The sequence below is a fragment of the Novilysobacter viscosus genome (assembly GCF_046600715.1).
Classification (GTDB): Bacteria; Pseudomonadota; Gammaproteobacteria; order Xanthomonadales; family Xanthomonadaceae; genus Lysobacter_C; species Lysobacter_C viscosus.
Window position 1 is genome coordinate 207,838 of sequence record NZ_JBJMAV010000003.1, and the last position, 22,609, is coordinate 230,446.

Annotated in this window: 23 protein-coding genes; 9 read left to right on the forward strand and 14 right to left on the reverse strand. The window is 69.3% G+C overall.

What is annotated here, in order from left to right; genetic code table 11:
- Positions 1-146 precede the first annotated feature (146 nt).
- The 5 genes from ACJQWL_RS06730 to ACJQWL_RS06750 all read left to right on the forward strand — a co-directional run bounded on the left by ACJQWL_RS06730 (position 147) and on the right by ACJQWL_RS06750 (position 7,262).
- Complete coding sequence (locus ACJQWL_RS06730) at positions 147-1,922, forward strand: SLC13 family permease (RefSeq protein WP_330968867.1); 1,776 nt, start codon at positions 147-149, stop codon at positions 1,920-1,922.
- Between the two features lie 101 nt (positions 1,923-2,023).
- Complete coding sequence (gene cysD / locus ACJQWL_RS06735; RefSeq protein ID WP_330968866.1) at positions 2,024-2,935, forward strand: sulfate adenylyltransferase subunit CysD; 912 nt, start codon at positions 2,024-2,026, stop codon at positions 2,933-2,935.
- Entirely contained in the window at positions 2,935-4,830 is a 1,896-nt protein-coding gene (gene cysN / locus ACJQWL_RS06740) for a sulfate adenylyltransferase subunit CysN (RefSeq protein ID WP_330968865.1), read from the forward strand. Before cysD ends, cysN begins: the two co-directional genes overlap by 1 nt.
- Positions 4,831-4,840: 10 nt before the next feature.
- Entirely contained in the window at positions 4,841-6,001 is a 1,161-nt protein-coding gene (locus ACJQWL_RS06745; RefSeq protein ID WP_411300790.1) for a hypothetical protein, read from the forward strand.
- 688 nt (positions 6,002-6,689) lie between these two features.
- Complete coding sequence (locus ACJQWL_RS06750; RefSeq protein WP_411300791.1) at positions 6,690-7,262, forward strand: class I SAM-dependent methyltransferase; 573 nt, start codon at positions 6,690-6,692, stop codon at positions 7,260-7,262.
- Between the two features lie 34 nt (positions 7,263-7,296).
- On the opposite strand, the gene ACJQWL_RS06755 is transcribed toward ACJQWL_RS06750, so the two are convergent.
- From ACJQWL_RS06755 to ACJQWL_RS06785, 7 genes are all read right to left on the reverse strand, one after another.
- Positions 7,297-7,938, reverse strand: a complete 642-nt coding sequence (locus tag ACJQWL_RS06755; protein WP_330968862.1) for a hypothetical protein — start codon at positions 7,936-7,938, stop codon at positions 7,297-7,299.
- On the reverse strand, positions 7,928-8,443 hold the full coding sequence (locus ACJQWL_RS06760; protein ID WP_330968861.1) for a hypothetical protein: 516 nt from the start codon (positions 8,441-8,443) through the stop codon (positions 7,928-7,930). The genes ACJQWL_RS06755 and ACJQWL_RS06760 overlap by 11 nt, the downstream gene beginning before the upstream one ends.
- A gap of 276 nt (positions 8,444-8,719) precedes the next feature.
- Positions 8,720-9,109 carry a hypothetical protein gene (locus tag ACJQWL_RS06765; protein ID WP_330968860.1) on the reverse strand — a complete coding sequence of 130 codons (390 nt, stop codon included), beginning with the start codon at positions 9,107-9,109 and terminating at the stop codon, positions 8,720-8,722.
- 117 nt (positions 9,110-9,226) lie between these two features.
- Complete coding sequence (locus ACJQWL_RS06770; RefSeq protein ID WP_330968859.1) at positions 9,227-9,736, reverse strand: hypothetical protein; 510 nt, start codon at positions 9,734-9,736, stop codon at positions 9,227-9,229.
- 52 nt (positions 9,737-9,788) lie between these two features.
- Positions 9,789-10,301: a hypothetical protein gene (locus ACJQWL_RS06775; RefSeq protein WP_330968858.1), complete on the reverse strand. Its 513-nt coding sequence runs from the start codon at positions 10,299-10,301 to the stop codon at positions 9,789-9,791.
- A gap of 107 nt (positions 10,302-10,408) precedes the next feature.
- Entirely contained in the window at positions 10,409-10,996 is a 588-nt protein-coding gene (locus tag ACJQWL_RS06780) for a hypothetical protein (protein ID WP_330968857.1), read from the reverse strand.
- Positions 10,997-11,020: 24 nt separating this feature from the next.
- Positions 11,021-12,655, reverse strand: coding sequence for an electron transfer flavoprotein-ubiquinone oxidoreductase (locus tag ACJQWL_RS06785; protein ID WP_330968856.1), 1,635 nt, complete (start codon positions 12,653-12,655; stop codon positions 11,021-11,023).
- Positions 12,656-12,726: 71 nt separating this feature from the next.
- On the opposite strand from ACJQWL_RS06785, the gene ACJQWL_RS06790 reads away from it, so the two are divergent.
- The gene (locus ACJQWL_RS06790; RefSeq protein ID WP_330968855.1) at positions 12,727-13,323 is read left to right on the forward strand and encodes an alpha-ketoglutarate-dependent dioxygenase AlkB family protein; all 597 of its coding nucleotides are present in this window, start codon (positions 12,727-12,729) and stop codon (positions 13,321-13,323) included.
- Positions 13,324-13,390: 67 nt separating this feature from the next.
- Here the strand turns inward: ACJQWL_RS06790 and ACJQWL_RS06795 are convergent, their stop codons facing one another.
- From ACJQWL_RS06795 to ACJQWL_RS06810, 4 genes are read right to left on the reverse strand one after another with little or no spacing between them, the layout of a single operon-like run.
- Positions 13,391-14,035, reverse strand: coding sequence for an ABC-type transport auxiliary lipoprotein family protein (locus ACJQWL_RS06795; RefSeq protein WP_411300812.1), 645 nt, complete (start codon positions 14,033-14,035; stop codon positions 13,391-13,393).
- 11 nt (positions 14,036-14,046) lie between these two features.
- Positions 14,047-14,973 carry an MlaD family protein gene (locus tag ACJQWL_RS06800; RefSeq protein ID WP_411300792.1) on the reverse strand — a complete coding sequence of 309 codons (927 nt, stop codon included), beginning with the start codon at positions 14,971-14,973 and terminating at the stop codon, positions 14,047-14,049.
- A 1-nt stretch (position 14,974) separates the two neighbouring features.
- Positions 14,975-15,775 carry an ABC transporter ATP-binding protein gene (locus ACJQWL_RS06805; RefSeq protein ID WP_330968908.1) on the reverse strand — a complete coding sequence of 267 codons (801 nt, stop codon included), beginning with the start codon at positions 15,773-15,775 and terminating at the stop codon, positions 14,975-14,977.
- Positions 15,776-15,813: 38 nt separating this feature from the next.
- Positions 15,814-16,998, reverse strand: coding sequence for an MlaE family ABC transporter permease (locus tag ACJQWL_RS06810; protein WP_411300793.1), 1,185 nt, complete (start codon positions 16,996-16,998; stop codon positions 15,814-15,816).
- Between the two features lie 41 nt (positions 16,999-17,039).
- Here ACJQWL_RS06810 and ACJQWL_RS06815 point away from each other — a divergent pair, with 41 nt between their 5' ends.
- Positions 17,040-18,299, forward strand: coding sequence for a threonine/serine exporter family protein (locus tag ACJQWL_RS06815; protein WP_411300794.1), 1,260 nt, complete (start codon positions 17,040-17,042; stop codon positions 18,297-18,299).
- Between the two features lie 142 nt (positions 18,300-18,441).
- Here the strand turns inward: ACJQWL_RS06815 and ACJQWL_RS06820 are convergent, their stop codons facing one another.
- The 3 genes from ACJQWL_RS06820 to ACJQWL_RS06830 form a co-directional block, all read right to left on the reverse strand.
- A complete protein-coding gene (locus ACJQWL_RS06820) occupies positions 18,442-18,807 on the reverse strand; it encodes an H-NS histone family protein (protein WP_330968850.1) in 366 nt (121 codons plus the stop codon).
- Between the two features lie 187 nt (positions 18,808-18,994).
- Entirely contained in the window at positions 18,995-20,719 is a 1,725-nt protein-coding gene (locus ACJQWL_RS06825) for a proline--tRNA ligase (RefSeq protein WP_330968849.1), read from the reverse strand.
- A gap of 115 nt (positions 20,720-20,834) precedes the next feature.
- The gene (locus tag ACJQWL_RS06830) at positions 20,835-21,263 is read right to left on the reverse strand and encodes a DUF4124 domain-containing protein (RefSeq protein ID WP_330968848.1); all 429 of its coding nucleotides are present in this window, start codon (positions 21,261-21,263) and stop codon (positions 20,835-20,837) included.
- 87 nt (positions 21,264-21,350) lie between these two features.
- Here ACJQWL_RS06830 and pssA point away from each other — a divergent pair, with 87 nt between their 5' ends.
- Together pssA and ACJQWL_RS06840 are read left to right on the forward strand one after the other, a co-directional pair.
- Entirely contained in the window at positions 21,351-22,118 is a 768-nt protein-coding gene (pssA, locus tag ACJQWL_RS06835) for a CDP-diacylglycerol--serine O-phosphatidyltransferase (RefSeq protein WP_411300795.1), read from the forward strand.
- Positions 22,115-22,606 carry a hypothetical protein gene (locus ACJQWL_RS06840; protein WP_411300796.1) on the forward strand — a complete coding sequence of 164 codons (492 nt, stop codon included), beginning with the start codon at positions 22,115-22,117 and terminating at the stop codon, positions 22,604-22,606. The genes pssA and ACJQWL_RS06840 overlap by 4 nt, the downstream gene beginning before the upstream one ends.
- The last annotated feature ends 3 nt before the right edge of the window (positions 22,607-22,609 follow it).

Consider the following 22,609-nt stretch of genomic DNA (forward strand, 5'->3'; position numbering starts at 1 on the left):
CGGCCAGCCAGGTACTTGGACGCACGACAGCCGCGCGCCCAGGGCCTCGCGGCGCCGGGATCCTCTAGACTTGCCGGTTGCCACGCCCAGCCCGCGACCGTTGCCGCGGGGGCGTCGGGCGCGCACGACGCAGAGACGGGAACCCCATGGCGGCACTGGAATGGCAGGGATGGCTGACGATCGGCGTGGTGCTGGCCACGCTGGGCCTGCTCCTGTGGGAGCGCATCGGGCCCCATAGGGTATTGCTCGGCGCGGTGGCGGTGCTGATCGGCAGCGGCGTGCTTGCGCCGGCGCAGGCGCTTGCCGGCTTCTGGAACCGCGGCGTGCTGACGGTGGCCGTGCTGTTCGTACTGGTGGCCGCGTTGCGCACGACCGGTGCGATCCGCTGGATCGGCGACTGGGTGCTGGGCCGGCCGCGCGGCGAATTCCTCGCCCAGGCGCGCACCATGGCCATCAGTGCACCGCTGTCGGCCTTCATCAACAACACGCCGATCGTGGCGATGCTGACATCGGCCGTGGAGCAGTGGAGCCGCCGCAGCCGGGTGCCCCCGTCCAAGCTGCTCATGCCCATGAACTACGCCACCGTGCTGGGCGGGATGTGCACCCTGGTGGGCACCAGCACCAACCTGATCGTCGCCGGCCTGGTGCTGCAGCAGCCCGGGATGCGGCCGTTGGACATGTTCGACCCGCTGGCGGTGGGCGCAGCCGCGGCACTGGCCGGCATGGCGTACCTGTTGACGGTCGGGCGCTGGCTGCTCCCCAACCGCGTCTCGGCAGTCCAGCAGGCCAGCCGGACCGGGGAATTCGCAGTGGAGATGCTGGTCGAGGACGCGGGCCCGGTCGCCGGCCGCAGCATCGAAGAGGCCGGCCTGCGCCACCTGTCGGGCTCATACCTGGTGGAGTTGTGGCGGGGGGGCGTCCCGCGCTTCGCGGTTGCGCCCGAGACGGTGCTCGAGGCGGGCGACCGCCTGGTCTTCGTGGGCGTGACCGACGCGGTGCGCGAGCTGCGGCGGGTCGCGGGCCTGCGCCCGGCCACCGACCAGCTGTTCAAGCTGGAAGGCGATGGCCGCAGGACGCTGGTCGAGCTGGTCCTGTCCCGGTACTCCCCCGCCGTGGGGCACACCCTGGTCCAGTCCAGCTTCCGCAGCGTCTACAACGCGGCGGTGATCGCGGTGTCGAGGCATGGGCGCCGGATGGAGGGCAAGCCCGGCGAAGCGCAGTTGCAGGCCGGCGATACGCTTCTGGTCGAGACCGACCCGGGTTTCCCCCGCCGCCACGGCAGTTCCGCCGACTTCCTGCTGGTCAACGAAGTGGACGGCGCTCCCCACGTGGATCGGCCGCGGGCGCTGGTGTCGCTGGCGCTGGTCGGGGTGATGATCCTGGCCAACACGGTGCTGGGCGTCGACATCCTGTATTCGGCCCTGGCGGCCGCCATCCTGGCGGTGGCGACGGGCTGCGTGGGCGTCGAGGAATTGCGGCGCAGCGTCGACCTGCGGCTGCTGCTGGTCATCGCCTGCTCGTTCGCGCTGGGCGCGGCGATCGATCGCAGCGGGGTGGCGGCCCTGGTGGCGGGCTACCTCAGCGGCTGGGCGTCCGCCGACCCGTTCTGGACGCTGGTGCTGGTGTACGTGGTGGCGGTGCTGTTCACCGAACTGCTGACCAACAATGCCGCGGCGGTGCTCATGTTTCCCATCGGGCTTTCAGCGGCCGGGCAACTGGGGGTGGACCCGATGCCGTTCGTGATGGCGGTGATGATGGGGGCCTCGGCCGGCTTCATGACGCCGATCGGTTACCAGACCAACCTGATGATCTACGGGCCCGGGGGCTACCGTTTCGTCGATTACCTGCGGGTGGGCGGGCCGCTGTCGCTGGTCGTCGGACTGGCCGTGCTGTGGGCGATCCCGGTGTTCTGGCCCTTCTGACCCTTGCCTGGCGCGACCGCCGCCCGGGTGCCTCCGGGTGCCGCGGGCCGCTAGAATGCCCGCTCCCCCGTACGTCGACGCAACAAGGACAGTCCCTGCCAATGCCGGACCCGCACGCTCTCTCCCACCTGGACCGGCTCGAAGCCGAAAGCATCCACATCCTGCGCGAGGTCGCGGCCGAGTTCCGCAACCCGGTGATGATGTACTCGGTCGGCAAGGACAGCTCGGTGCTGTTGCACCTGCTGGTGAAGGCCTTCTATCCCGCCCGGCCGCCGATCCCGCTGCTGCACGTGGACACCGGCTGGAAATTCCGCGAGATGATCGCGTTCCGTGACCGCCGCGCGGCCGAGTGCGGCGTTGAACTGCGCGCCTGGTCCAACCCCGACGGCATCGCCCAGGGCATCGGCCCCGTCACCCACGGCGCCACGGTCCACACCGACGTGATGAAGACCCAGGCACTCAAGCAGGCGCTGGACAAGTGGGGCTTCGATGCGGCGATCGGCGGTGCGCGGCGCGACGAGGAGAAGTCGCGGGCGAAGGAGCGCATCTTCAGCTTCCGCAACGCCCAGCACCGCTGGGATCCGAAGAGCCAGCGCCCGGAGCTCTGGGACCTCTACAACACCCGCATCCACAAGGGCGAATCGGTGCGGGTGTTCCCGATCTCCAACTGGACCGAGCTGGATGTCTGGCTCTACATCTTCCGGGAGAAGATCCCGGTGCCCTCGCTGTATTTCGCCCGCGAGCGTCCCGTGGTCGAACGCGACGGCGCACTGATCATGGTCGACGACGATCGCCTGCCGCTGCTGCCGGGCGAGTCGCCGGTGCTGCGCCAGGTCCGCTTCCGCACGCTGGGCTGCTACCCGCTCACCGGGGCGATCGAGTCCGACGCCGACACGCTGGAAAAGATCATCGCCGAGATGCTGGTCTCGACCACGTCCGAGCGGCAGGGACGGGTCATCGACCAGGACCCGTCCGCGTCGATGGAAAAGAAGAAGCAGGAGGGCTATTTCTGATGAACCAGCCGAGCACGCTCGACGACCCCACTGCCCAGGTCGCCACCTACCTGCAACAACACGAGACCAAGGACCTGCTGCGCTTCATCACCTGCGGCAGCGTCGACGACGGCAAGAGCACGCTGATCGGCCGCCTGTTGCACGACACCAAGCTGCTGCTGGACGACCAGGTCGCAGCGCTGGAAGCCGACAGCCGCCGCCACGGGACGCAGGGCGACGACATCGATTTCGCGCTGCTGGTCGACGGCCTCGCCGCCGAGCGCGAGCAGGGCATCACCATCGACGTCGCCTACCGGTTTTTCGGTACCGACCAGCGCAAGTTCATCGTCGCCGACTGCCCGGGGCACGAGCAGTACACCCGCAACATGGCCACCGGCGCATCGACCGCGGACCTGGCCATCGTGCTGGTGGATGCGCGCAAGGGCCTGCTGACGCAGACCCGCCGGCACAGCTACATCGTCTCCCTGCTGGGCATCCGCCACGTCGTGCTGGCCATCAACAAGATGGACCTGGTGGACTACGACCAGGGCACGTTCGATGCCATCGAGGCCGGCTACCGCGAACTCGCCGGTCAACTGGGCATTCCCCACGTCACCGCCATCCCGCTGTCGGCGCTGCGCGGCGACAACATGCTGGAACCGTCCGCGGCGATGCCGTGGTACGACGGGCCGCAGCTGTTGGGCCATCTCGAGACCGTCGAGGTCGAGCGCGCCGCAACCGGCGAGGCGTTCCGCATGCCGGTGCAGTGGGTGTGCCGGCCCAACCACGAGTTCCGTGGCTTCGCCGGCACCGTGGTGGCGGGCGTGGTCGAACCGGGCATGGACATCGCCGTGCTTCCCTCGGGCCGGCGCTCCAAGGTCGCCCGCGTCGTCACCCAGGACGGCGACCTGGCCCGCGCCACCGCGGGCCAGGCGGTGACGCTGACGCTGGCCGACGAAGTCGATGCCAGCCGCGGCGACGTCATCGCCGCCGCGTCCAGCCCGCCGGAAGTGGCCGACCAGTTCGCCGCGCACCTGCTGTGGATGGACGACCAGCCACTGCTGCCCGGGCGGCCCTACTGGCTGAAGATCGGCAGCCGCACCGTCGGCGCCCAGGTCACCGAGATCAAGCACAAGGTCGACGTCAACACCCAGGACCAGCTCGCGGCCAAGCACCTGGAGCTCAACGAAGTCGCCTACTGCAATCTTTACCTGGACCAGCCGGTCGCGTTCGAGAAGTACGCCGACAACCGCCAGCTGGGTGCCTTCATCCTGATCGACCGGCAGACCAACGCCACCGTCGCGGCAGGCACGCTGGACTTCGCCCTGCGCCGCGCCGGCAACATCCACTGGCAGCACGTGGACGTCGACAAGGCGGCGCGCGCGCGCATCAAGCACCAGACGCCGCGCTGCGTCTGGTTCACCGGCCTGTCGGGCTCGGGCAAGTCCACCATCGCCAACCTGGTGGAGAAGAAGCTGCTCGCCCAGGGCCTGCACACCTACATCCTGGACGGCGACAACGTCCGCCACGGGCTCAACAAGGACCTGGGCTTCACCGACGAGGACCGGGTGGAGAACATCCGCCGCGTGGCCGAGGTGGCCCGGCTGATGGTCGATGCCGGCCTGATCGTGCTGGTCAGCTTCATCTCGCCGTTCCGCGCCGAGCGGCGCATGGCGCGGGAGATGTTCGAGATCGGCGAGTTCGTCGAGGTGTTCGTGGACACGCCACTGGAAGTGGCCGAGCAGCGCGACGTCAAGGGGCTCTATGCGAAGGCGCGCGCAGGCCAGCTGCAGAACTTCACCGGCGTGGATTCGGATTACGAGCCGCCAACCGACCCCGAGCTGAGGCTGGACACGGTCGGGTGCAGTGCCACCGACGCGGCCGCAGCGGTCATCGCGAAGCTCGCCGACGGTTAAGGCCGTTGTCTTGATCGAGGTCGCCGCCGCCGCCCTGCTGGTCCTGCTCGCCACCATCCGACTGGGGCCGCGGGGCCCCACCCCCGACGGTAGCCGGCCCAGCTGCCGGTGGGTGCCGTGGGCGTTCATGCTGGGCCTGGCCGGAGCGGTGGCCGCCCACCATTGGCTGGTGCGTCCACCGGACACCGTGGTCGACGCCGAGTCGACGCGGCTGGTGGAGCATGCGCGGCCGCGCCTGCTGCAGGCCCTGGATGACCCGCGCACGCATTTGCTGGTGGTGGTCAACGGCGCCAGCTTGACCGCCCGCGGCGTGGATGGGCAGGCGCTGGAGTCGCGCCTGCGGCGCGAGACCGGCCTGCAGGTGGCGGTCATCCAGTTGTCCCTGGCCGGCGCCAACCACATCGAGCGCCAGGCCATCGCCCGCTCGCTGGTGAACGGGCTGGACCGCGACGCCCGTCGCCAGCTGTCGTCGATCCCGATGGTCGTGCTCTGGGAGGTCCACCGGGGTTATGACAACGAGCTGCTCGCCATGCTCGAGGAGAACCGCGGCACCGCGCGCGCCTTCGCCTACCTGGACCCCGCGGGCGCGATGACGTGGTTGCGGGCGGCGGCCTCCAGCGAACGCCCGGCCTTGCGCGAGCAGGCGCTCGGACTCGCCCCGGTCGTTGCCTGGCACGCGGGCGTGTCGGTGCTGCGGATCGGCAGCAGCCACTGGTTCACCCCCGCCGCCGCGGTCGAACCGCTCCCGGGCTTCAACCCCGAGACGCGATTGCAGGAGACCGCACGCGTGGTGGGACTGGCGGCCAACGTGGATCGCATGGAAGCGATCGAGTCCCCCGGCGCGCCGCTGTACATCGACTCCCACCTGCTGCCGGACTACGTGGGCAGTTTCGGCAACCCGCGTGCCCAGGTGGTGTTCTTCTCGCCGCCTTCCCGGCATGTGGGCCACCTGGCCTACGTGCAGCAGTTCTGCAGCGACCACCGCCAGCGTGTCTGCATCGGCTTCCGCAACCGGGCGTTGCTGGACCGCCTCGACCACCGTCGTTACTGGGTCGACGGCAGCCACCTCTCGCCCCCGGGCGCGGCGATCTACACCCGGTGGCTGGCCGGCGTGCTCGGGGGCGCGGTGATCCGGCACGACCTGGCGCGGCAACGCGACGACTACGGCTGAGCGGGGCCTGGCCGGTCCAGTGAAATCACGAACCGGGCCGCCAGCCGGTCCGCCTCTGTATCAGGTCAACCCAGCGTTCGGGAAACTCAAACGAAGGGCATGCAAACAAGGAGCCAAATGCATGCAGCAGACGCCCCAGCCGAAGCGGTGTCGTGTGCGTTCCCCACGTCAATGCAGGGTCTTCTGACTCCCGCGACCACGCAACGATAAGCTCCTCCGGGAACTGGAGCGGGCGTGCCTGGCGGTGCTGCAGATGCAGCGCGGTATAGAGACTGACGAGGGCCAGGGACTGATGGTGCCAACGCCAATTTACATTGCGCCGGACGTCCCACGAGAGCATTTCAAAAATGGGACGGAGCGGTGGTCTACACGGATTGGCTTGCACAAGGGCTGTCCGCTGCGATCACTCGCCAAGGAATGGCAACGATGCCTGATGGCGCCAATCGATGATTGATTTGGGGCGCATCTCTAGTGATCTGGAATTTGGAAGCGAGCGCAGGTACGCGTTCTTCGGCATCAAGCCTTGAGCTTATTCGGGCGGCGGTCTCGGTTTTGGCGCCTCTGTAGCCGTGGTGAAATGTGGAGTTAAGGCGATATCCAAGTTGATGCGTGTCAACTACAGGGAGACATTATTTTGGACAAGGCACGTCAGCGCCACCGATTGGTCGGGCCTCCCGGCCTTTGGCAAATGAAGCGACTGTTCCAGATCGAATTCCTCAGGGGGCGTAACTTGGCCCCCGCCGATCACCTGCTGGACTTGGGCTGCGGCACGCTTCGCGGCGGCATCCCGCTGATCGACTACCTCGACGCGGGCGGCTACGTCGGCATAGACGTGCGTGAGGAGGTTATTGTCGAGGCCCGCGCCGAACTGGAATTGCACGGCCTGGGCGATAAGCGGGCCACGCTGCTTGCCACCGATGGCCTGGCGGCGTTGGCGCTGGGTCGCTCGTTCGACGTGGTCTGGGCGTTCTCGGTGCTCATCCACATGGACGACGCGCACCTCGAAGAAGCATTGGAGTTCACCGCGCGCCACCTTGCCCCCGCGGGCGTGCTCTACGCCAACGTCAATGTCGGCGAGCGGGCTCCGGGCGGCTGGCAGGGGTTCCCGGTGATGTGGCGGCCGCTGGCCGCTTACGCCGATGCCGCGCGACGGGCGGGGTTGGAGGTCGAGGATCTGGGAGCCCTGGGCGGGCTGGGCCACGACTCCGGCGTGGCAGCGCAGGATGCGCAGCGGATGCTCGTCTTCCGCCACGCCGGCTGAGCCGGCGCCCGCGGTGGACCCGCGGGCGTGCTCGTCAACGCTGGCCGTACAGCGTGATCCGGGTGCTGCCGGTGGGACCCTTGGAGACGAAGTACTGGCTGCGCGACAACGTCCCCCCCAGGCTGGTGAGGTAGGCCAGTGTCCAGTCCTCGGCGTCGGCGTTGTCGGCGAAGTCGAACTCCATCCGGCACCGCGTGCGACGGCAGTCGATCACCTGCCGGTCCGGTGGCTGCGCCTCTATCGAGAGGATCGCGTCCGAACTGCCGATGCGGCGCAGCGCGGCCTCGGCGGACGCCGACCAGCGCGGATCGACGCTTTCGGCATCGAACTGCGTGGCCAGCGACTGCACCATTTTCCGCTGGGACTGCGCCAGCTCTGCATCCGATTCCACCGACTCCACGGGCGCGGCGGCCAAGGCAGGACGGGGCCGGCCGGACGCGGTCGCTCCGGCCAGCCGGTCCATCTGCACCGCTATCCGCTCGACCCGTTGCTCCAGGGCTGCCAGCCGGTCGGCCGCACCCGCAGCGGCCGGCTGGCCGGTCAGCGCCGACATGGCGCCCCCTCCCGTGCCGCCGGCCATGCGCGCGCCCATCCACCCGGCGAGCAGGGCGATGACCGTGGCGCCGACCAGCAGCGCCACGATCGTCCTGGGCTGGGGACGGGCCTCAGAGGCCATCGCCCGCGTCTACTTCCATCATGCGGATCATGCCCATCTCGACCTTGGGCGGCAGCAGGCAGGAGATGCCGTAGGCGGTGTAGGAGCTGCTCACGCGATCCACGTCATTGAAGTAGATCGTGCCCCCCGAGTTGGCGGAGAGGACCGCGTCACCGGCGACGGACGAGGTCGCAACGCCGCGCCGGCCACCCACCGCCGTGCACTCCACGGTCCGCCCCACGTTGCCCTGGTTGTCGAAATAGATGCTGATGTCGGTGAGGTTGTAGGTGCCGACGAGTTCGGTGTCGAGCGTGCACGAGATGTAGATCGCGGTGGTCTTGTTGTTGAAGATGCCCAGCGGCCGGAACCGCAGGCCGCCGAGTTCCAGCGGCGTGGCCGGCTGGCAGACGCCGGTGGAATGGACGTAATTGACGCGGCTGGTCGCCGCCTCGGCTGCACCCGGTGCCGCCAGGGCGGCGGTTGCCAATACGGTGGCGGTCGCAGCGCCGAGGATGGTCTTGCGCATGATCGTGTTCTCCCTGTTTGAGGCGAGCGCGCCCGGGACAACCCCGGGCAGTCACTTGCCTCTCTTAGAGACGCGACTGAGCGCCGCAACCGGCCACCGGCTTTCAGGCGATGCGTGGTGATATCGGTGCAACGCATCGCGCGCGGGCCGGGCCGCGGGCCCATAGACCGTTCTCGGCGTCTTCCTCCTGCATCCGGATCAGGCCCATCTCGACCGTGGGTGGCAACAGGCAGGAAATGCCGTACGCGGCCAGGGAAATGCGGACCCGATCGACGTTCAGGACAGCATGTACTGCTCCGCTCCGGCAGGCAGGTTCAGACTGCGTGCCATCGAGTTGACCCCCGCGCCGCGCCTGCCGCCGACAACCGTGCACTGCACTAGCTGCGCCGTGGTGCCCTGGTTGTCGAAGTAGATGCTGACATCGGTGGCGTCGTAATCGCCGACGAACTCGGTGCCGAGCGTGCACGAGACGTAGATGGCGCTGTTGAAGATGCCCAGCGGCCGGAACCGCAGGCCACCCAGTTCCAGTGGCGTTGCCGGCTGGCAGACGCCGGTGGCGTGCACGTACCTGATGCGCGTGCCCGCCGCTTCCGCGGCAAGGGGCGTCGCCAGCGTAGCCGCTGCGACCACCGCGGCGGTTCCAATAACCAGGATGTTCCTGCGCATGAGCGTTCCCCCCGTGTTGCCGGGTACCCCCGGAGGATTCCGGGGCGTTGCGCGCATGTCCCTTTGCCACGTTTGCGCAGGCGCACCGCCACCCGGCCAGCCCCGCCGGTTGACTGGCTATTGGGGCAGGTTCGCGCGCGAATCCTGGCGGACCGATATGCGCCCCATCTCGACCCCGCCCGGCAGCAGGCACGACAGGTTGATATGCGAGCCGGCCTCCCGGCGGCGGTGGATCTGGTCGAATACCAGCGGCGCGGAGGCCCCCGCCGGCACCACCACGCTGCCGGTGTAGTTGTTGACTCCCACGGTGCGGCTCCCGCCCTGCGCGGTGCAGGCGATCTCCACCGCGGCCGCGGTGCCGTTGTAGAACGAAATTTCCAGCCGGTCCTTGCCGATTTCGCCCAAGGGGTCGGTATGGAACGAGCAGGAGATGTAAATCGCCTCGGGCTTGTTGTTGAAAATACCCAGCGGACGCTGGCGCAGCCCTCCCAGTTGCAACGGCGTGCTGGGCTGGCACACGGCGGTCGCCGACACGTGGTGCTCCCAGTAATAGTCATGGGCCGATGCGGCGACGCTGGCCAGGGCGAGGGTGGCCGCGACCGCGGCGGCGAACAGTTTGATGGTCATCGCGATGTGCTCCCGGGACATGCGTGTGTGCGGGCAGGCGGGGCCTGGCGGGTCAATACGCGCAGCCGTAATAACAGAACCCGTTGGCGGTGATGGTCCCCATCTCCACGCCCCCGGGCAGCCGGCACGACAGGCTTGCGAAATCGGTGGGGTTGAACCATCCGGCGTATCCCGAAACGGATGCCGAGCTGCCCGCCGGCACCGACACGCTTGTGTTCCTGACGTAGGCGGGGCTGCCCGAATCCCTGGAACCGCTGAGCACTGCGCAGGTCACCGTCACGGGGGTGGCGTTGTAGTTGTAGAACGACGCGCTGACCTGGTAATCGTCCACGAACTCCGAGCGGAGCGCGCACGAAATATCGACCGCGGAACTGCCCGAGTTGAAGATGCCGATGGGTCGGTAGCGAAGGCTCCGGCCCGCGTCGTAGGTGGCTGCCTTGCACATCCCGGTGGCCGATACGGCGCGCTCGCGGGTGTAGTAATAATGCTCTTCGGTCGCTGCGTTTCCGGCCACGGCCATGGCCGGCACGGCGAGAATCGACGCAATCCGGGCTGCGGGGCTCATCGACGATTCTCCTGGCAGGAGCGGCGAAGGTATTCCCAGACATGGGCCATGTAAATGGGGGCGTCATGCCCCTCCCGGGCCGGACTGGGGCCCGCGCGTCGCAGGTGCTACTTGTGGCCGTAGATGGTGACGCGAACGCGGCCACCGGGCAGGTCATCGGTGAAGTACTGCGCCTGCGAGAGGCCGCTGCCGATTCCGGTCAGGTAGGCCACGGTCCAGTCGGTGGCGTCCGCGCCGCTGGCGAACTCGAATTCCAGCCGGCACGTACTGCTGCGGCACTGGATGTGCTGGGCGCTGGGCGGGTCGGCGTCGATGGCCAGGATCGCCTCGGTGCGGCCCACCTGGGTCAGTCGCTGCTCGGTCGCGGGCCCCCAGGCCGGGTCGAGTCGCTCACGGGCATGGGAGGCTTGCAGGTCCGCCCGGGTCGGTCCGGCGGGCGCTGCGGCGCGTGGCCGGAAGCGTGAATCGCCGGCGGGGTGGGTTTGCGCAGGCCGCAGCGGACCCGCCCGGGGCGCTGGAGCCGTCCGCAATGCGTCCACCTCTCGCGCCAGTGCATCCACCCGGGAGGCCAGGGCGGCCAAGGCTTCGCGATCGGGCGGAGGGGCATCGCGATGGGCAAGCCAGGTGGCCGCCGCGAAGGCGATCGCGCTTGCGGCCGCCGCCCACGCCCATGCCGGTTTGATGGTGGAGTCCATGCGGGGCGTGGTCGTCGCGGGCGACTACAGGTTGCGGTAATTCGGCCCCGAGCCACCTTCCGGGGTCACCCAGTCGATGATCTCGTAGGGGTCCTTGATATCGCAGGTCTTGCAGTGCACGCAATTGGCGGCGTTGATCTGCAGGCGCTTGCCGCTGCCGGCGGGGCCGTCCGGGTCGTCGACGATCTCGTAGACGGCGGCGGGGCAGAAGCGGGTGCAGGGGTTGCCGTATTCCTGCGTGCAGCGGGTGACGCAGATGCTGGGGTCGAGCACCCTCAGATGAACCGGTTGGTCCTCGTCGTGCTCGGTGGCGGCGTAGTAGACACCTGCCAGGCGGTCGCGCGGGGGCAGTTCGCGGGGGCCCCAGTGGCGCTCGGGCGAGTCGTACTCCGCCAGTTTTTCCATCGAGCACCAGTCGGCCGAGTTCCTGAGGGTCCAGGGCGAGCGTCCGCCGGTGACCGTCTCCCATGCGGCGTTGGCCAGGCCGAACCACAGCCCGCGCTTGAAGCCGGGCTTGATGTTGCGGACCTTGCGCAGCTCGGCCATCGCGTCGGAGTCGCGCAGCCTGGCGTCGAAGCCGTCGGCCGACAGCGCGCCGGTCGCCAGGTGTTCGGCCGCCAGCATGCCGCTGCGGATCGCCTGGTGGGTGCCCTTGACCTTGGGGACGTTGAGCAGGCCGGCGGTGTCGCCGATCAGCAACGCGCCCGGCATTTCAACCTTCGGCAAGGACTGCCAACCGCCGGTCACGATGGCCCGGGCACCGGCGGATTCGATCGTGCCGCCGTCCAGCAGGGGTTTGACCATCGGGTGGTTCTTCCACTGCTGGAAGGCCTCCCACGGCCGGTAGTTGGGGTCCTCGTAGTCGAGGCCGCTGACAAAACCCAGCGCGATGCGGTTGTTGTCCAGGTGGTACAGGAAGCTGCCGCCATAGGTCGCGTTGTCGGCGGGCCAGCCGAAGCTGTGGACGATCTTCCCCGGTAACGTGCGCCCTTCGGGCACCTGCCAGAGTTCCTTGATGCCGATCGAATAGGCCTGCGGGTCGCTGTCGGCGTCGAGCTTGAACCGCTTGACCAGGCGCTTGGTCAGGTGGCCGCGCGCGCCCTCGGCAAGGACCGTGACCTTGGCGCGGATGTCGATGCCCGCGGTGTACCCGGCCTTGTGGGCCCCGTCGCGCGCCACGCCCATGTCACCGATGCGTACGCCGACGACGGTGCCGGCTTCGTCGTGCAGTGTCTCCGCAGCCGCGAAGCCCGGGTAGATCTCCACCCCCAGCGCCTCGGCCTGCGGGGCAAGCCAGGCGCACATCGCGCCGAGGCTGACGATCACGTTGCCGTGGTTGGCCATGCCCGGGGGCACCGGCAGCTTGCGGCCGCTTTCCTTGCTCAGCAGCCAGAATTCGTCCTCGGTCGCCGGCACGCAGATCGGCGGTGGGTTGTCGCGCCAGTCGGGCAACAGTGCGTCAAGCGGGCCGGTTTCGATCACCGCGCCCGAAAGGATGTGCGCGCCGATGGTGGAGGCCTTCTCGATCACGCAGACCGAGATGTCGGGGTTGAGCTGCTTGAGGCGGATGGCGAAGGAGAGCCCGGCCGGGCCGGCGCCGACGGTGACGACGTCGTACTCCATGACGTCGCGTTCGCTGTCCGGGGGGGTCTCGCTCATGCTGGCAGCTCCGTGTGGCGGCTCGCGGGAAGGGCCCGGATTGTCGCAAATCCACCGTGCTAGCGTGGTGGATGGCCCTGGAAACCCTCCCGCTGCCCGACGCCGACGTGGCCCTGGATCCGGCGTGGATGGCACCGGCGGAGGCAGGTGCGCTGCTGCAGGCGCTGCTTACCCAGGTGCCCTGGGGCGTTCACCGGGTGCGGCTGTTCGGCCGCGAGCACGAATCGCCGCGCCTGAGCTGCTGGATCGGCGATCCCGACGCGCATTACCGCTACTCGGGCACGCGCCACGCCCCGCACCCATGGCCGGCTGCGCTGCTACCGGTGCGTGAGCGACTGGCACGCGAGCTGGGCGTGCCATTCAACAGCGTGCTGGCCAACCGCTACCGCGACGGGCGCGACTGCATGGGCTGGCACCGCGACGACGAGCGCGACCTGGGGCCGGCGCCGGTCATCGCATCGGTCAGCCTCGGCGCCACGCGGCGGTTCGTGCTCAGGCACGTGGACAGGGCGGACGAAAGGGTCGCGCTGGAGCTCGCCAGCGGCAGTCTGCTGGTGATGGGCGAGGGGTCGCAGCGGCACTACCGCCATGCATTGCCCCGCACCGCACGGCCAGTGGGCGAGCGGGTGAACCTGACCTTCCGCTGGGTGAAGGCGGCGGGGAGCTAGGCATCGGAGCTGGAGCAGCACGCGCCACGCGCGCCGCCTGCCTTTCGAGGCGGGACCGCCGGGCTGCTCAGTCGTGCGCGGACACTTCGTGCTGCTGTCCCGTGGACAGGATCCATCCCGCCATTTCGCGGCCCAGCGCCGTCAGCGAGCGGTCGAATGCGACCACCACGTCCGGGATCGCCGTGGTGTCGGCCGGTTCGGCGTGCAGGAAGGTCCGCGCCGCCACCACCTTCTGGTCCTGCGCGTGGAGCAGCTTGGCGTTGACCTCGATGGTGGCCGCCGGCAGCCCGCCCGGCTGCGGGTAGTCGGCCTCGAACCGGCGCAGGTCCAGCACCAGCTTGTAGTCGGCGCTGATGCCGCTGCCCTGGCGCGCGACGGCGGGGATCTTCCCCGAGTCCTCCAGGGCCCGCAGCAGCGTGTCCTGCAGCATGTCGCTGGGCCGCTTGGCCCAGTTGGCGTCCTTGTAGACCTGCAGCTCGTCGGGGCTGGGGCGTACGGCAATGCGCAGGCTGTCGAACATCCCGTCCGCCTCCGGGGCGGTGAGCGAAAGTTGCCAGTCCACCGCCGGCCACGTCGGGTCGGCCTGCACGCGCGGGTCGGGCGCGTAGATGGTGATGCGATCGCGCTTGCCGCCGCCCAGCACGCCGCAACCGGCCAGCAACGCGGCCATTGCGATGACGGCCGCCGACCGGACAAACACTCGGGAAGTCAGGGGCAGGGTGCTCATTCGGGTTCGAACTCCTTGGGTGCGTCGCGGCCCAGCAGGTAGCCGGCAGGGTTGTTGTCCAGGCGGTCGCTGATGCGGCGCAGGTCGCGGACCAGCCCGCGCAGCTCGCCCAGGGTCGGGCCGAGCTGGGCCAGGCCGTCATTGGCGAAGCTGCTGATCGCCGCCCGGTTCTCGTTGAGGATGCCGTTGGCACTGAGCGCGGTGCGGTCCAGGTTGGCCAGGGTGCTGTCCAGCTTGGCGACCAGCCCGGGCAGCTTCTCGACCAGTTCCCGGTCGATGTCCTGCACCGCCTGGTTGGTGGTGGCCAGCGTGGCGTTGAGCTGCTCGCTGGCCTGGCGTGCATTGACGATGATCGACCGCAGGTCCTCGCGCTGGTCGGCGACGGTGCCGGTCATCGTCTCGATGTTCTCCAGCGTGTTGGCCACCCGCTCGACGTTCTCCTCGCTCAGCACCTGGTCCAGCCGCGCGACCAGCCGGTTGGCGGTATCGGCGATGTTCTGCAATGCCGAGGGCTCGGTCAGGATCACCGGGATCTCGCGGTCGTCGACGTCGGCCAGGGGCGGGCTGCCGGGGGTGCCGCCGGTGAGCTGGATGATCGGGCTGCCGGTGATGCCGGTCATCGACATCTTGGCGCGGGTGTCGGCCTTGATCGGTGCATCGGCCTGTACGCGCAGCACTGCGATGACCTGGCGTGGGTCGTCCTTGGCCAGGCTCAGCTGGTCGATGGTGCCCACCGAGATGCCGTTGTACTGGACGTTGCTGCCCTTGGTCAGGCCGGTGACCGGCTCGTCGAAGATGACCGCGTATTCGCGCCAGCTTTTTTCCGACGAGTACTTCGCCGCCCACAGCGCGAACAGCAGCAGGAACAGCGACACGATGATCGTGAAGGCGCCGATCAGCACGTAGTTGGCGCGTGTCTCCATCTCAACCGCCCTGGGCCGCGTGGGCCCGTTTTGCCGCGCGTGAGCGCGGTCCGTGGAAATAGTCCTGCACCCACGGGTGGTCGATCCGTTCGATCTCCTCCCGCGTGGCGCATGCGATCACCTTGCGGTCCGCGATCACCGCGATGCGGTCGCAGATAGCGTAAAGCGTGTCTAGGTCGTGTGTGATCAGGAACACGGTGAGCCCCAGTGCCTCCTGCAACGTGCGTATCAGCCTGTCGAACGCGGCCGCGCCGATCGGATCCAGGCCGGCGGTGGGCTCGTCAAGGAACAGCAGCGGCGGATCCAGCGCCAGCGCCCGCGCCAGGCCCGCGCGCTTGCGCATGCCGCCGGACAGCTCCGAAGGCAGCTTGTCGAGCGCTTCGGCCGGCAGCCCCGACAGCTTCACCTTCAGCAGCGCCAGCTCGTAACGCAGTGAGTCGGGCAGGTCCGGGTGGTGTTCCTTCAGCGGTACCTGGACGTTCTCGCCGACCGTCAACGAGGAGAACAGGGCGCCGTCCTGGAACAGCACGCCGGTGCTGCGCTCGATCTGCCGGCGCAGGGCGGGGTCGTCGCTGCGCGCATCGATGCCGCGCACCTCGATCTCGCCTTCGTTGGGGGTGCGCAGGCCCAGGATCGAACGCATCAGCACCGACTTTCCGCTGCCCGAGCCGCCGACGACGCCGAGGATCTCGCCGGGCATCACGTCCAGGTCGAGGCCTTCATGCACCACCTGCTCGCCGAACCGGTTCACCAGCCCGCGCACGCGCACGATCGGCGTCTCGCCGGCCTCCGGCCCGCGCACGTCCGGGCCGGCCTGGGTTGCAGGGTCGGCGGGTGCGCTCACCAGTCCATCTCCATGAACCAGATCGCGGCGAACGCGTCGATGATGATCACCAGCGATATCGCCTGCACCACGCTGGAGGTGGTGCGCTCGCCTACCGACTGCGCGGTGCCCTTGACCTGCATGCCCTCCAGGCAGCCGATCAGCGAGATCACCAGGGCGAACACCGGTGCCTTCACCATGCCCACCAGGAAGTGCCGCAATTCCATCGTTTCCTGCATCCGTGCCAGGTAGGCCTGCGGCGGGATGTCCAGACCGTAGGCGCCCACCGTGAGGCCGCCCAGCAGGCCGGCGACCATCGCCACGAACGTCAGCAGCGGCAGCATCACCACCAGCGCCACCACTCGCGGGATCACCAGCAGCTCCACCGGGTCCAGCCCGAGCGTGCGGATCGCGTCCACTTCCTCGCGGCTGACCATCGCGCCGATCTGCGCGGTGAAGGCACTGGCGGTACGGCCGGCAAGGAGGATCGCAGTCAGCAGCACGCCGAACTCGCGCAGGAAGGCGATGCTGACCAGTTCGACGACGAAGATCACCGCGCCGAAATCCTTGAGGATGGTCGACCCCAGGAACGCCACCACCGCGCCCACCAGGAAGCACAGCAACGCCACCAGTGGCACCGCGTCCAGCCCGACCTGCTCCATGTGGTGCACGGTGGAGGTCATCCGGAACCGGCGCGGGTCGCGTGCCATGCGCACGAGCTTGGCCAGCACCTCGCCGAAGAAGGCGACCAGTGCCAGCACCTCCTTCCAGTTCTCCACGACCGCCGCACCGAGCCGGCCCAGGGCGGCGGCCAGGCCGAACTCGCGCTTGCGCTTGGGGCGGTCGTCGGCGACGTCCTCGATCGCGGCCACCAGCGCGCGGTGGCGCTCGTCGAACTCGAAATCCTCGAACGGCAGGTCGCGACGTCGCGCGAAGCGGATCAGTTGCAACACGCCGAGGGAGTCGAGCCGCTCGACATGGCGGACGTCCAGCGATCGCACGGACTCCGGGACCCCGGTCAGCGCCTCGCTGATGGCGGCGGCCTGTCGCAGGGTCCAGCGCCCGGAGAGCCGCGCCTGGTCCGGCGTGTCGCCCTCGTGGCTGGCGGTCGGGGTGTGCGCGTCGGGGGCGGTCACGGTCATGGGTCCGGGCGAGGATACACACCGGGGGGTAGGCAGCGTGAGGGCTGGGGCGCTTTGCATCCGGGCACTGCGCGAACCGCCACCTGTCGCACGCCCATGCCATGCTTTCGCCCATGACGCCCGCCCCGCTGAGCAACGCCACCTACGCTGCCCGCATCCACTTCGTGATCGAGCTGGCCGAGCGGCTGCACGCCTACGGCACGACCTCGCAGCGACTGGAAGCGGCGATCACCTCGGTGGCGCACAAGCTCAAGCTGGAGTGCGAGCCGTGGTCGAACCCGACCGGGATGATCCTCACCTTCAGCGACCCGCAGCGTCCGCCCGGCGAGAGCGACACCACGCGGGTGATCCGGTTGCCGCCGGGGGAAAACGACCTGCACCGGCTGGGGGAGACCGACCGCATCGCCGAGGCGGTGCTGGCCGGTGAGCTCAACCTGGCCGAAGCCCACACGGCGATGCAGGTGCTTGACCGGCCGCCGGGGACCCGCGCCAAGGTGCTGCAGGCGGTGGGTTTCGGGCTGGCCGCGGCCGGCGTGGCGGGCCTGTTGCGGCTGCCCTGGCTGGATATCGGCGTCGCTGCGGCCAACGGCCTGCTGATCGGGATGCTGGTGCTGGTTGCCGATTCCCGGCCCCGGTTGAAGGAGGGCGTGGATGCCATCGCCGGGGTGGTTGCCGCGACGGTCACCGTGCTGGTGGCCAGTTTCGTCGCCCCGCTCAATATGAATACGGTGATCATCGCGTCGCTGATCGTGCTGCTGCCCGGCCTGGCGCTGACCAATGCGATGAGCGAATTGACCAGCCAGCACCTGGTGTCGGGCACGGCGCGGTTCGCCGGCGCGGTGACCACGGTCATGAAGCTCACGGTCGGCACCGTGATCGCGCTGTACGCGGCCTCGCTGCTGGGGTTGGAACCGGCAGTGCGCGCGCTGCGCCCGCAACCGGCATGGGTGGAGTGGAGCGCATTGCTGGTGGCGGCCTTCGCATTCGCAGTGCTGTTTCGCGGCGACCGGCGCGATTACCCCAAGGTGATGGCCGCGGCGGCAGGCGGGTATCTGATATCGCGGTATTCCGGCCTGGCCTTCGGCAGTCCCGCGGGAGTATTCCTGGCGGCGCTGGCGATGACCGTGGCCGGCAATGCCTACGCGCGCTGGTGGAAGCGGCCCGGGGCCATTATCCGGGTGCCGGGGATCATCATGCTGGTGCCCGGCAGTACCAGCCTGCGCGGCCTGCTCACGCTGATCCAGCAGCAGGACGTGAATGTCGGCCAGGAGGCATTGCTGGCGGTGGTCAATATCCTGCTGGCGCTGGTCGCGGGCCTGCTGTTCGGCAACCTGATGCTGCCAGCGCGCCGAAACCTTTGACCGCCACGCGGGCGAATTCCCCGGGTCGATGCCGCGGGTAAACCTCTGGGCCGCGACCGGCGAAACTCCCGCCGGCCGGGGGAGGGACGAAACCAAAAACGCCGGCGCGGGGCCGGCGTTCTGCTGGGCAATACCGGACGAGTTACTTGATCTTGAACTCGTCCACGCTGCGACCGGCGCTGGTGTAGGCCGCCAGCCAGCGTGGCTGCTTGCCGCGGCCGGTCCAGGTTTCGTCCGGGTTGGAGGGATTGCGGTATTTCGGCGCAACCTTGCCCAGCGGCTTGCGCGCCTTGCGGGTCTTGCCCGCAGCGGCCTGCGCGCGCGGGGCGCCGGTGCCGGTGCCGAACAGTTCGGCCAGGGTGTAGCCCTCGGACTTGGCCTGGGCGGCCAACTTCTTTTTCACTACCGACGCCGGCTTGCGCTTGGCCAGGGTGGTCTTGCGCTTCTTGGCCTTGGTGATAAGGGACTCGAGTTCCTTGGCCGACAGTGAATTGACGTCGATCGACATGAAAAATCTCCGGATATGGATGAGGGAGGTAAACCGTCCCTGGCGCCGGCCGCCATCATACTGTCCCGCCGCGTCCTGCGTAAATGCGCAGGATGTGACGGGACCGGTTGGGGGCACCCGCCCCGGAGATAATCGGCGGGTAATCGACGCTTTAAATGGGCGGCAATCCCGTGTGCCGCGCTGCGGGCTAACCGGCGGGCGGGCCTGCCAGCAGGTCGAGCAGCGCCGCACGCTCGAGGTTCTCCGACTCGGTGGCATCGCGCCTGCGGTATTCGAACGTCCCCGCTTCCAGTCCCCGGCCCGAAACCACCACGCGATGCGGAATACCGATCAGCTCGATATCTGCGAACATCGCGCCGGGCCGGAGTCCGCGGTCGTCCAGCGCGGTTTCAATGCCGGCGGCATTCAAGTCGCGGTAAAGCGAATCGGCCGCCTCGGCGACGCCGGGGTCGTTCTTGGGGTTGATGACGCAGACCACCGCCTGCCAGGGCGCCATCGCCGCAGGCCAGCGGATGCCGGCGTCGTCGTGGTTCTGCTCGATCGCCGCGGCCACGATGCGTGACACGCCGATGCCGTAACACCCCATCGACGGGGTGGCGGCCTTGCCGGTCTCGTCCAGGACGGTGCACTTCATGGCCTCGGCGTAGGTGCGGCCGAGCTGGAACACGTGCCCGACTTCGATGCCGCGGGCGATGCCAAGCCGGCCGTGGCCGTCGGGGGAAGCGTCCCCGGGCACCACGTTGCGGATGTCGGCCACCGTGGCCGGCTCGGGCAGGTCGCGGCCCCAGTTGACGCCCGCCAGGTGCTGGCCCGGGACGTTGGCACCCACCACGAAGTCGGCCATTGCCGCGACGCTGCGGTCGGCCACCACGCGCACGGGCCGCGCAGGGTTCACCGGACCGAGGAACCCCGGCTGGCTGCCGAGGTGCTCGTCAATCTCGGCTTCCGTGGCCAGCCGGTAGTCAGCCAGTCCGGGCAGCTTGGCCAGCTTGATCTCGTTGAGTGCATGGTCACCGCGCACCAGCGCCAGCACGAACTGCGCCGCGCCGGCCGGGTCACCGCCCATCAGCGCGATCGATTTCACCGTGCGGTCCAGGGCGATGCCCATCAGCGCGGCAACGTCCTCGCAGGTCTTCTGGACCGGGGTATCGACCGTGCGCATCGCCTCGGTGGCAGCCGGGCCCTCGCCCGGCGACACGGCCTCGGCCAGCTCCACGTTGGCGGCATAGTCGGAGCCCTCGCTGAAGGCGATGGCGTCCTCGCCCGAATCGGCCAGCACGTGGAATTCGTGGCTGGCACTGCCGCCGATCGCACCGGTATCGGCGAACACTGCGCGGAAGCCCAGCCCCAGGCGCGTGAAGATACGGGCGTAGGCGTCGTACATCACCCGGTACTGGCGGGCCAGGTCGTCATCAGACAGGTGGAAGGAATAGGCGTCCTTCATCAGGAACTCGCGCGCGCGCATCACCCCGAAACGCGGGCGGATCTCGTCGCGGAACTTGGTCTGGATCTGGTACCAGGTGACCGGCAGTTGCTTGTAGCTGGACAGCTCGTGGCGGGCGAAGTCGGTGATGACCTCTTCATGCGTCGGGCCATAGCAGTACCAGGCCTCCTTGCGGTCCTGGATCTTCAGCAGCTGGCCGCCGAACTTCTCCCAGCGCCCGGTCTCCTCCCACAGCTCGCGCGGTTGCACCGCCGGCATCAGCAGCTCGATCGCACCGGCGGCGTCCATCTCCTCGCGCACGATGCGCTCGACCTTGCGCAGCACCCGCAACCCCAGCGGGCTCCACGTGTACAGGCCGGCGGCGAGCTTGCGGATCATGCCGGCCTTGAGCATCAGCTTGTGGCTGATGACTTCGGCGTCGGCGGGGGTTTCCTTGCTGGTGTGGAGATGGAACTGCGACAGGCGCATCGGCGGGCTTCAAAGGGCGGGCGAAGCGCCCATTCTGCCACGCGGTGCCCAACGCTCCCGGTGCCCGGGAACGCCGGCGATACCTGCGCGGGCGCTCGTCGCGCGCCGCGGCCGGTCAGGCGTCGGGGGTCGCGCCCTGGCTGCAGCTTGCGCGGATGGCAGCCTCGGCGAGATTGCGCTGCGCGGCGCGCTGCTCGGCGCTGAGCGCGGCGTCGGGCTTGCCGTCACCGTCGCTGTCCATGCCGACCGCACCCTCTCCGGCAAGCATCTCGAGATTGGCGCGGGCGATCGCGCACTGGCTGTCGGCGGCGGGCGCCTCGGACACGGCCTTGGCCGGGGCGGGCATGCCCGGGCGATGGCGGATGTCGCGGCTTTCGAAGTTGCCGCCGGCCGGCGGGGCGTCGGCGTAGTGGGTGACGCCCTGGGCGTCCTTCCACTTGTAGACCTCGCCGGAGAGTGCGGGAGCGGCAGCCAGTGCCAGCAGCAGGCCCGCTCCCAGCAGGGAGGCGGTGCAGCGTGCGGAATGGACGGCGGGACGGGCCATGCTCAGCTCCAGGCGGTATCGCGGGCAGTACAAGGAGGTCGATTGCAGCACCCCGGGGGGCTGCAAGCAAGCGCTACACTTCGAAACATGGACCCATCGCACACGATCAGGCCCCGGGGCCGCAGCATTTACCTGCTGCCCAACCTGTTCACGACCGGCGGCCTGTTCGCCGGGTTCTACGCCATCATCGCCGCCACCCAGGGGCGTTTCGACGACGCCTGCATCGCGGTGTTCGTGGCGGCCGTGCTGGACGGGCTGGATGGCCGGGTGGCCCGGCTGACCAACACCCAGAGCGAATTCGGGGTGCAGTACGACTCGCTGGCGGACCTGATCAGCTTCGGACTGGCGCCGGCGCTGGTGATGTACCACTGGGCGCTGGCCTCGACGGCCGCCGACGGGCCCACCGCCGGCAAGGTCGGCTGGGTCGCCGCGTTCCTGTACGCCGCCTGTGCTGCGCTGCGGCTGGCGCGGTTCAACTCCCAGGTCACGCAGGTGGACAAGCGCTGGTTCATCGGGCTGGCCAGTCCTGCCGCTGCCGGACTGGTGGCGAGTTTCGTCTGGCTGTGCCACGAACTGGGCTACACCGGCGAGGAGCTTCGCTACGTCGCGCTGGCGGTGACGGTCGCGGCGGCGCTGCTGATGGTCAGCCGGGTGCGCTATTCCAGCTTCAAGGGGGGCGCGCGCCACGACCGGGTGCCGTTCCTGGCCATCCTGGCGGTGCTGTTGGCGCTGGTGGCGGTCGCCATCGATCCGCCGGCGGTGCTGCTGCTGGCCACCGCCGGCTACGCCGCCAGCGGCCCGGTGGCGTGGCTGGTCCGCAAGCTGCGGCGCAGGCCCGCCGAGCCGGTCGCATGAGCCTGCCGTGGACCGCGCAGCAGTGCGAGTGGCTCCGTGCGATGGGGCACGCGGTGTTCGTGCAGGGCCATGCCGTGCACGAACTCGGCGCGGCCGAGCGCGAGGCAGCCCAACCGGGCTCGGACCGTGTGGGCCAGCGCGATGGACGCCCGCCGCCGGCGCCCCTGCCCGCCGCGCGTCCGCCGAGGGCGGAAGCCGCCACGCCCGCCCCCAGGGGCCCGACGCATCAAGCACCGGAACCGGCACCGGCGCGTGCGCCCGCACCGGAGCAGTCCTCTGCCCGGGTCGCCGCGGCAACGACGCCCTCCGCGGGCCTTCGCACGCTGCACCGTGCGTTGCTGCGCGCGGCCGGACAGCGCACGGCGCGGGCGGCGGAGGGGATGCTGGCCGAGCTGGGCGTGGACACCGCGGCGCTGCGCGGCGATGCCGGGGCCAAGCGCGCCCTGTGGCAACGGCTGCGGACGCGTCGCCGGCAGGGGTCGAAGTGAGCG

What these genes read in the sequence shown, in the direction of transcription:
- ACJQWL_RS06830 (WP_330968848.1), bottom strand. Translation starts at nt 21,263, where the DNA reads ATGGCCCGTCCCGCCGTCCATTCCGCACGCTGCACCGCCTCCCTGCTG.
- ACJQWL_RS06760 (WP_330968861.1), bottom strand. Translation starts at nt 8,443, where the DNA reads ATGCGCAAGACCATCCTCGGCGCTGCGACCGCCACCGTATTGGCAACC.
- cysD (WP_330968866.1), top strand. Translation starts at nt 2,024, where the DNA reads ATGCCGGACCCGCACGCTCTCTCCCACCTGGACCGGCTCGAAGCCGAA.
- ACJQWL_RS06785 (WP_330968856.1), bottom strand. Translation starts at nt 12,655, where the DNA reads ATGAGCGAGACCCCCCCGGACAGCGAACGCGACGTCATGGAGTACGAC.
- ACJQWL_RS06840 (WP_411300796.1), top strand. Translation starts at nt 22,115, where the DNA reads ATGAGCCTGCCGTGGACCGCGCAGCAGTGCGAGTGGCTCCGTGCGATG.
- ACJQWL_RS06755 (WP_330968862.1), bottom strand. Translation starts at nt 7,938, where the DNA reads ATGGCCTCTGAGGCCCGTCCCCAGCCCAGGACGATCGTGGCGCTGCTG.
- cysN (WP_330968865.1), top strand. Translation starts at nt 2,935, where the DNA reads ATGAACCAGCCGAGCACGCTCGACGACCCCACTGCCCAGGTCGCCACC.
- ACJQWL_RS06770 (WP_330968859.1), bottom strand. Translation starts at nt 9,736, where the DNA reads ATGACCATCAAACTGTTCGCCGCCGCGGTCGCGGCCACCCTCGCCCTG.
- ACJQWL_RS06730 (WP_330968867.1), top strand. Translation starts at nt 147, where the DNA reads ATGGCGGCACTGGAATGGCAGGGATGGCTGACGATCGGCGTGGTGCTG.
- ACJQWL_RS06810 (WP_411300793.1), bottom strand. Translation starts at nt 16,998, where the DNA reads ATGCAAAGCGCCCCAGCCCTCACGCTGCCTACCCCCCGGTGTGTATCC.
- ACJQWL_RS06765 (WP_330968860.1), bottom strand. Translation starts at nt 9,109, where the DNA reads ATGCGCAGGAACATCCTGGTTATTGGAACCGCCGCGGTGGTCGCAGCG.
- ACJQWL_RS06800 (WP_411300792.1), bottom strand. Translation starts at nt 14,973, where the DNA reads ATGGAGACACGCGCCAACTACGTGCTGATCGGCGCCTTCACGATCATC.
- ACJQWL_RS06825 (WP_330968849.1), bottom strand. Translation starts at nt 20,719, where the DNA reads ATGCGCCTGTCGCAGTTCCATCTCCACACCAGCAAGGAAACCCCCGCC.
- pssA (WP_411300795.1), top strand. Translation starts at nt 21,351, where the DNA reads ATGGACCCATCGCACACGATCAGGCCCCGGGGCCGCAGCATTTACCTG.
- ACJQWL_RS06750 (WP_411300791.1), top strand. Translation starts at nt 6,690, where the DNA reads ATGAAGCGACTGTTCCAGATCGAATTCCTCAGGGGGCGTAACTTGGCC.
- ACJQWL_RS06790 (WP_330968855.1), top strand. Translation starts at nt 12,727, where the DNA reads ATGGCCCTGGAAACCCTCCCGCTGCCCGACGCCGACGTGGCCCTGGAT.
- ACJQWL_RS06815 (WP_411300794.1), top strand. Translation starts at nt 17,040, where the DNA reads ATGCTTTCGCCCATGACGCCCGCCCCGCTGAGCAACGCCACCTACGCT.
- ACJQWL_RS06775 (WP_330968858.1), bottom strand. Translation starts at nt 10,301, where the DNA reads ATGAGCCCCGCAGCCCGGATTGCGTCGATTCTCGCCGTGCCGGCCATG.
- ACJQWL_RS06820 (WP_330968850.1), bottom strand. Translation starts at nt 18,807, where the DNA reads ATGTCGATCGACGTCAATTCACTGTCGGCCAAGGAACTCGAGTCCCTT.
- ACJQWL_RS06780 (WP_330968857.1), bottom strand. Translation starts at nt 10,996, where the DNA reads ATGGACTCCACCATCAAACCGGCATGGGCGTGGGCGGCGGCCGCAAGC.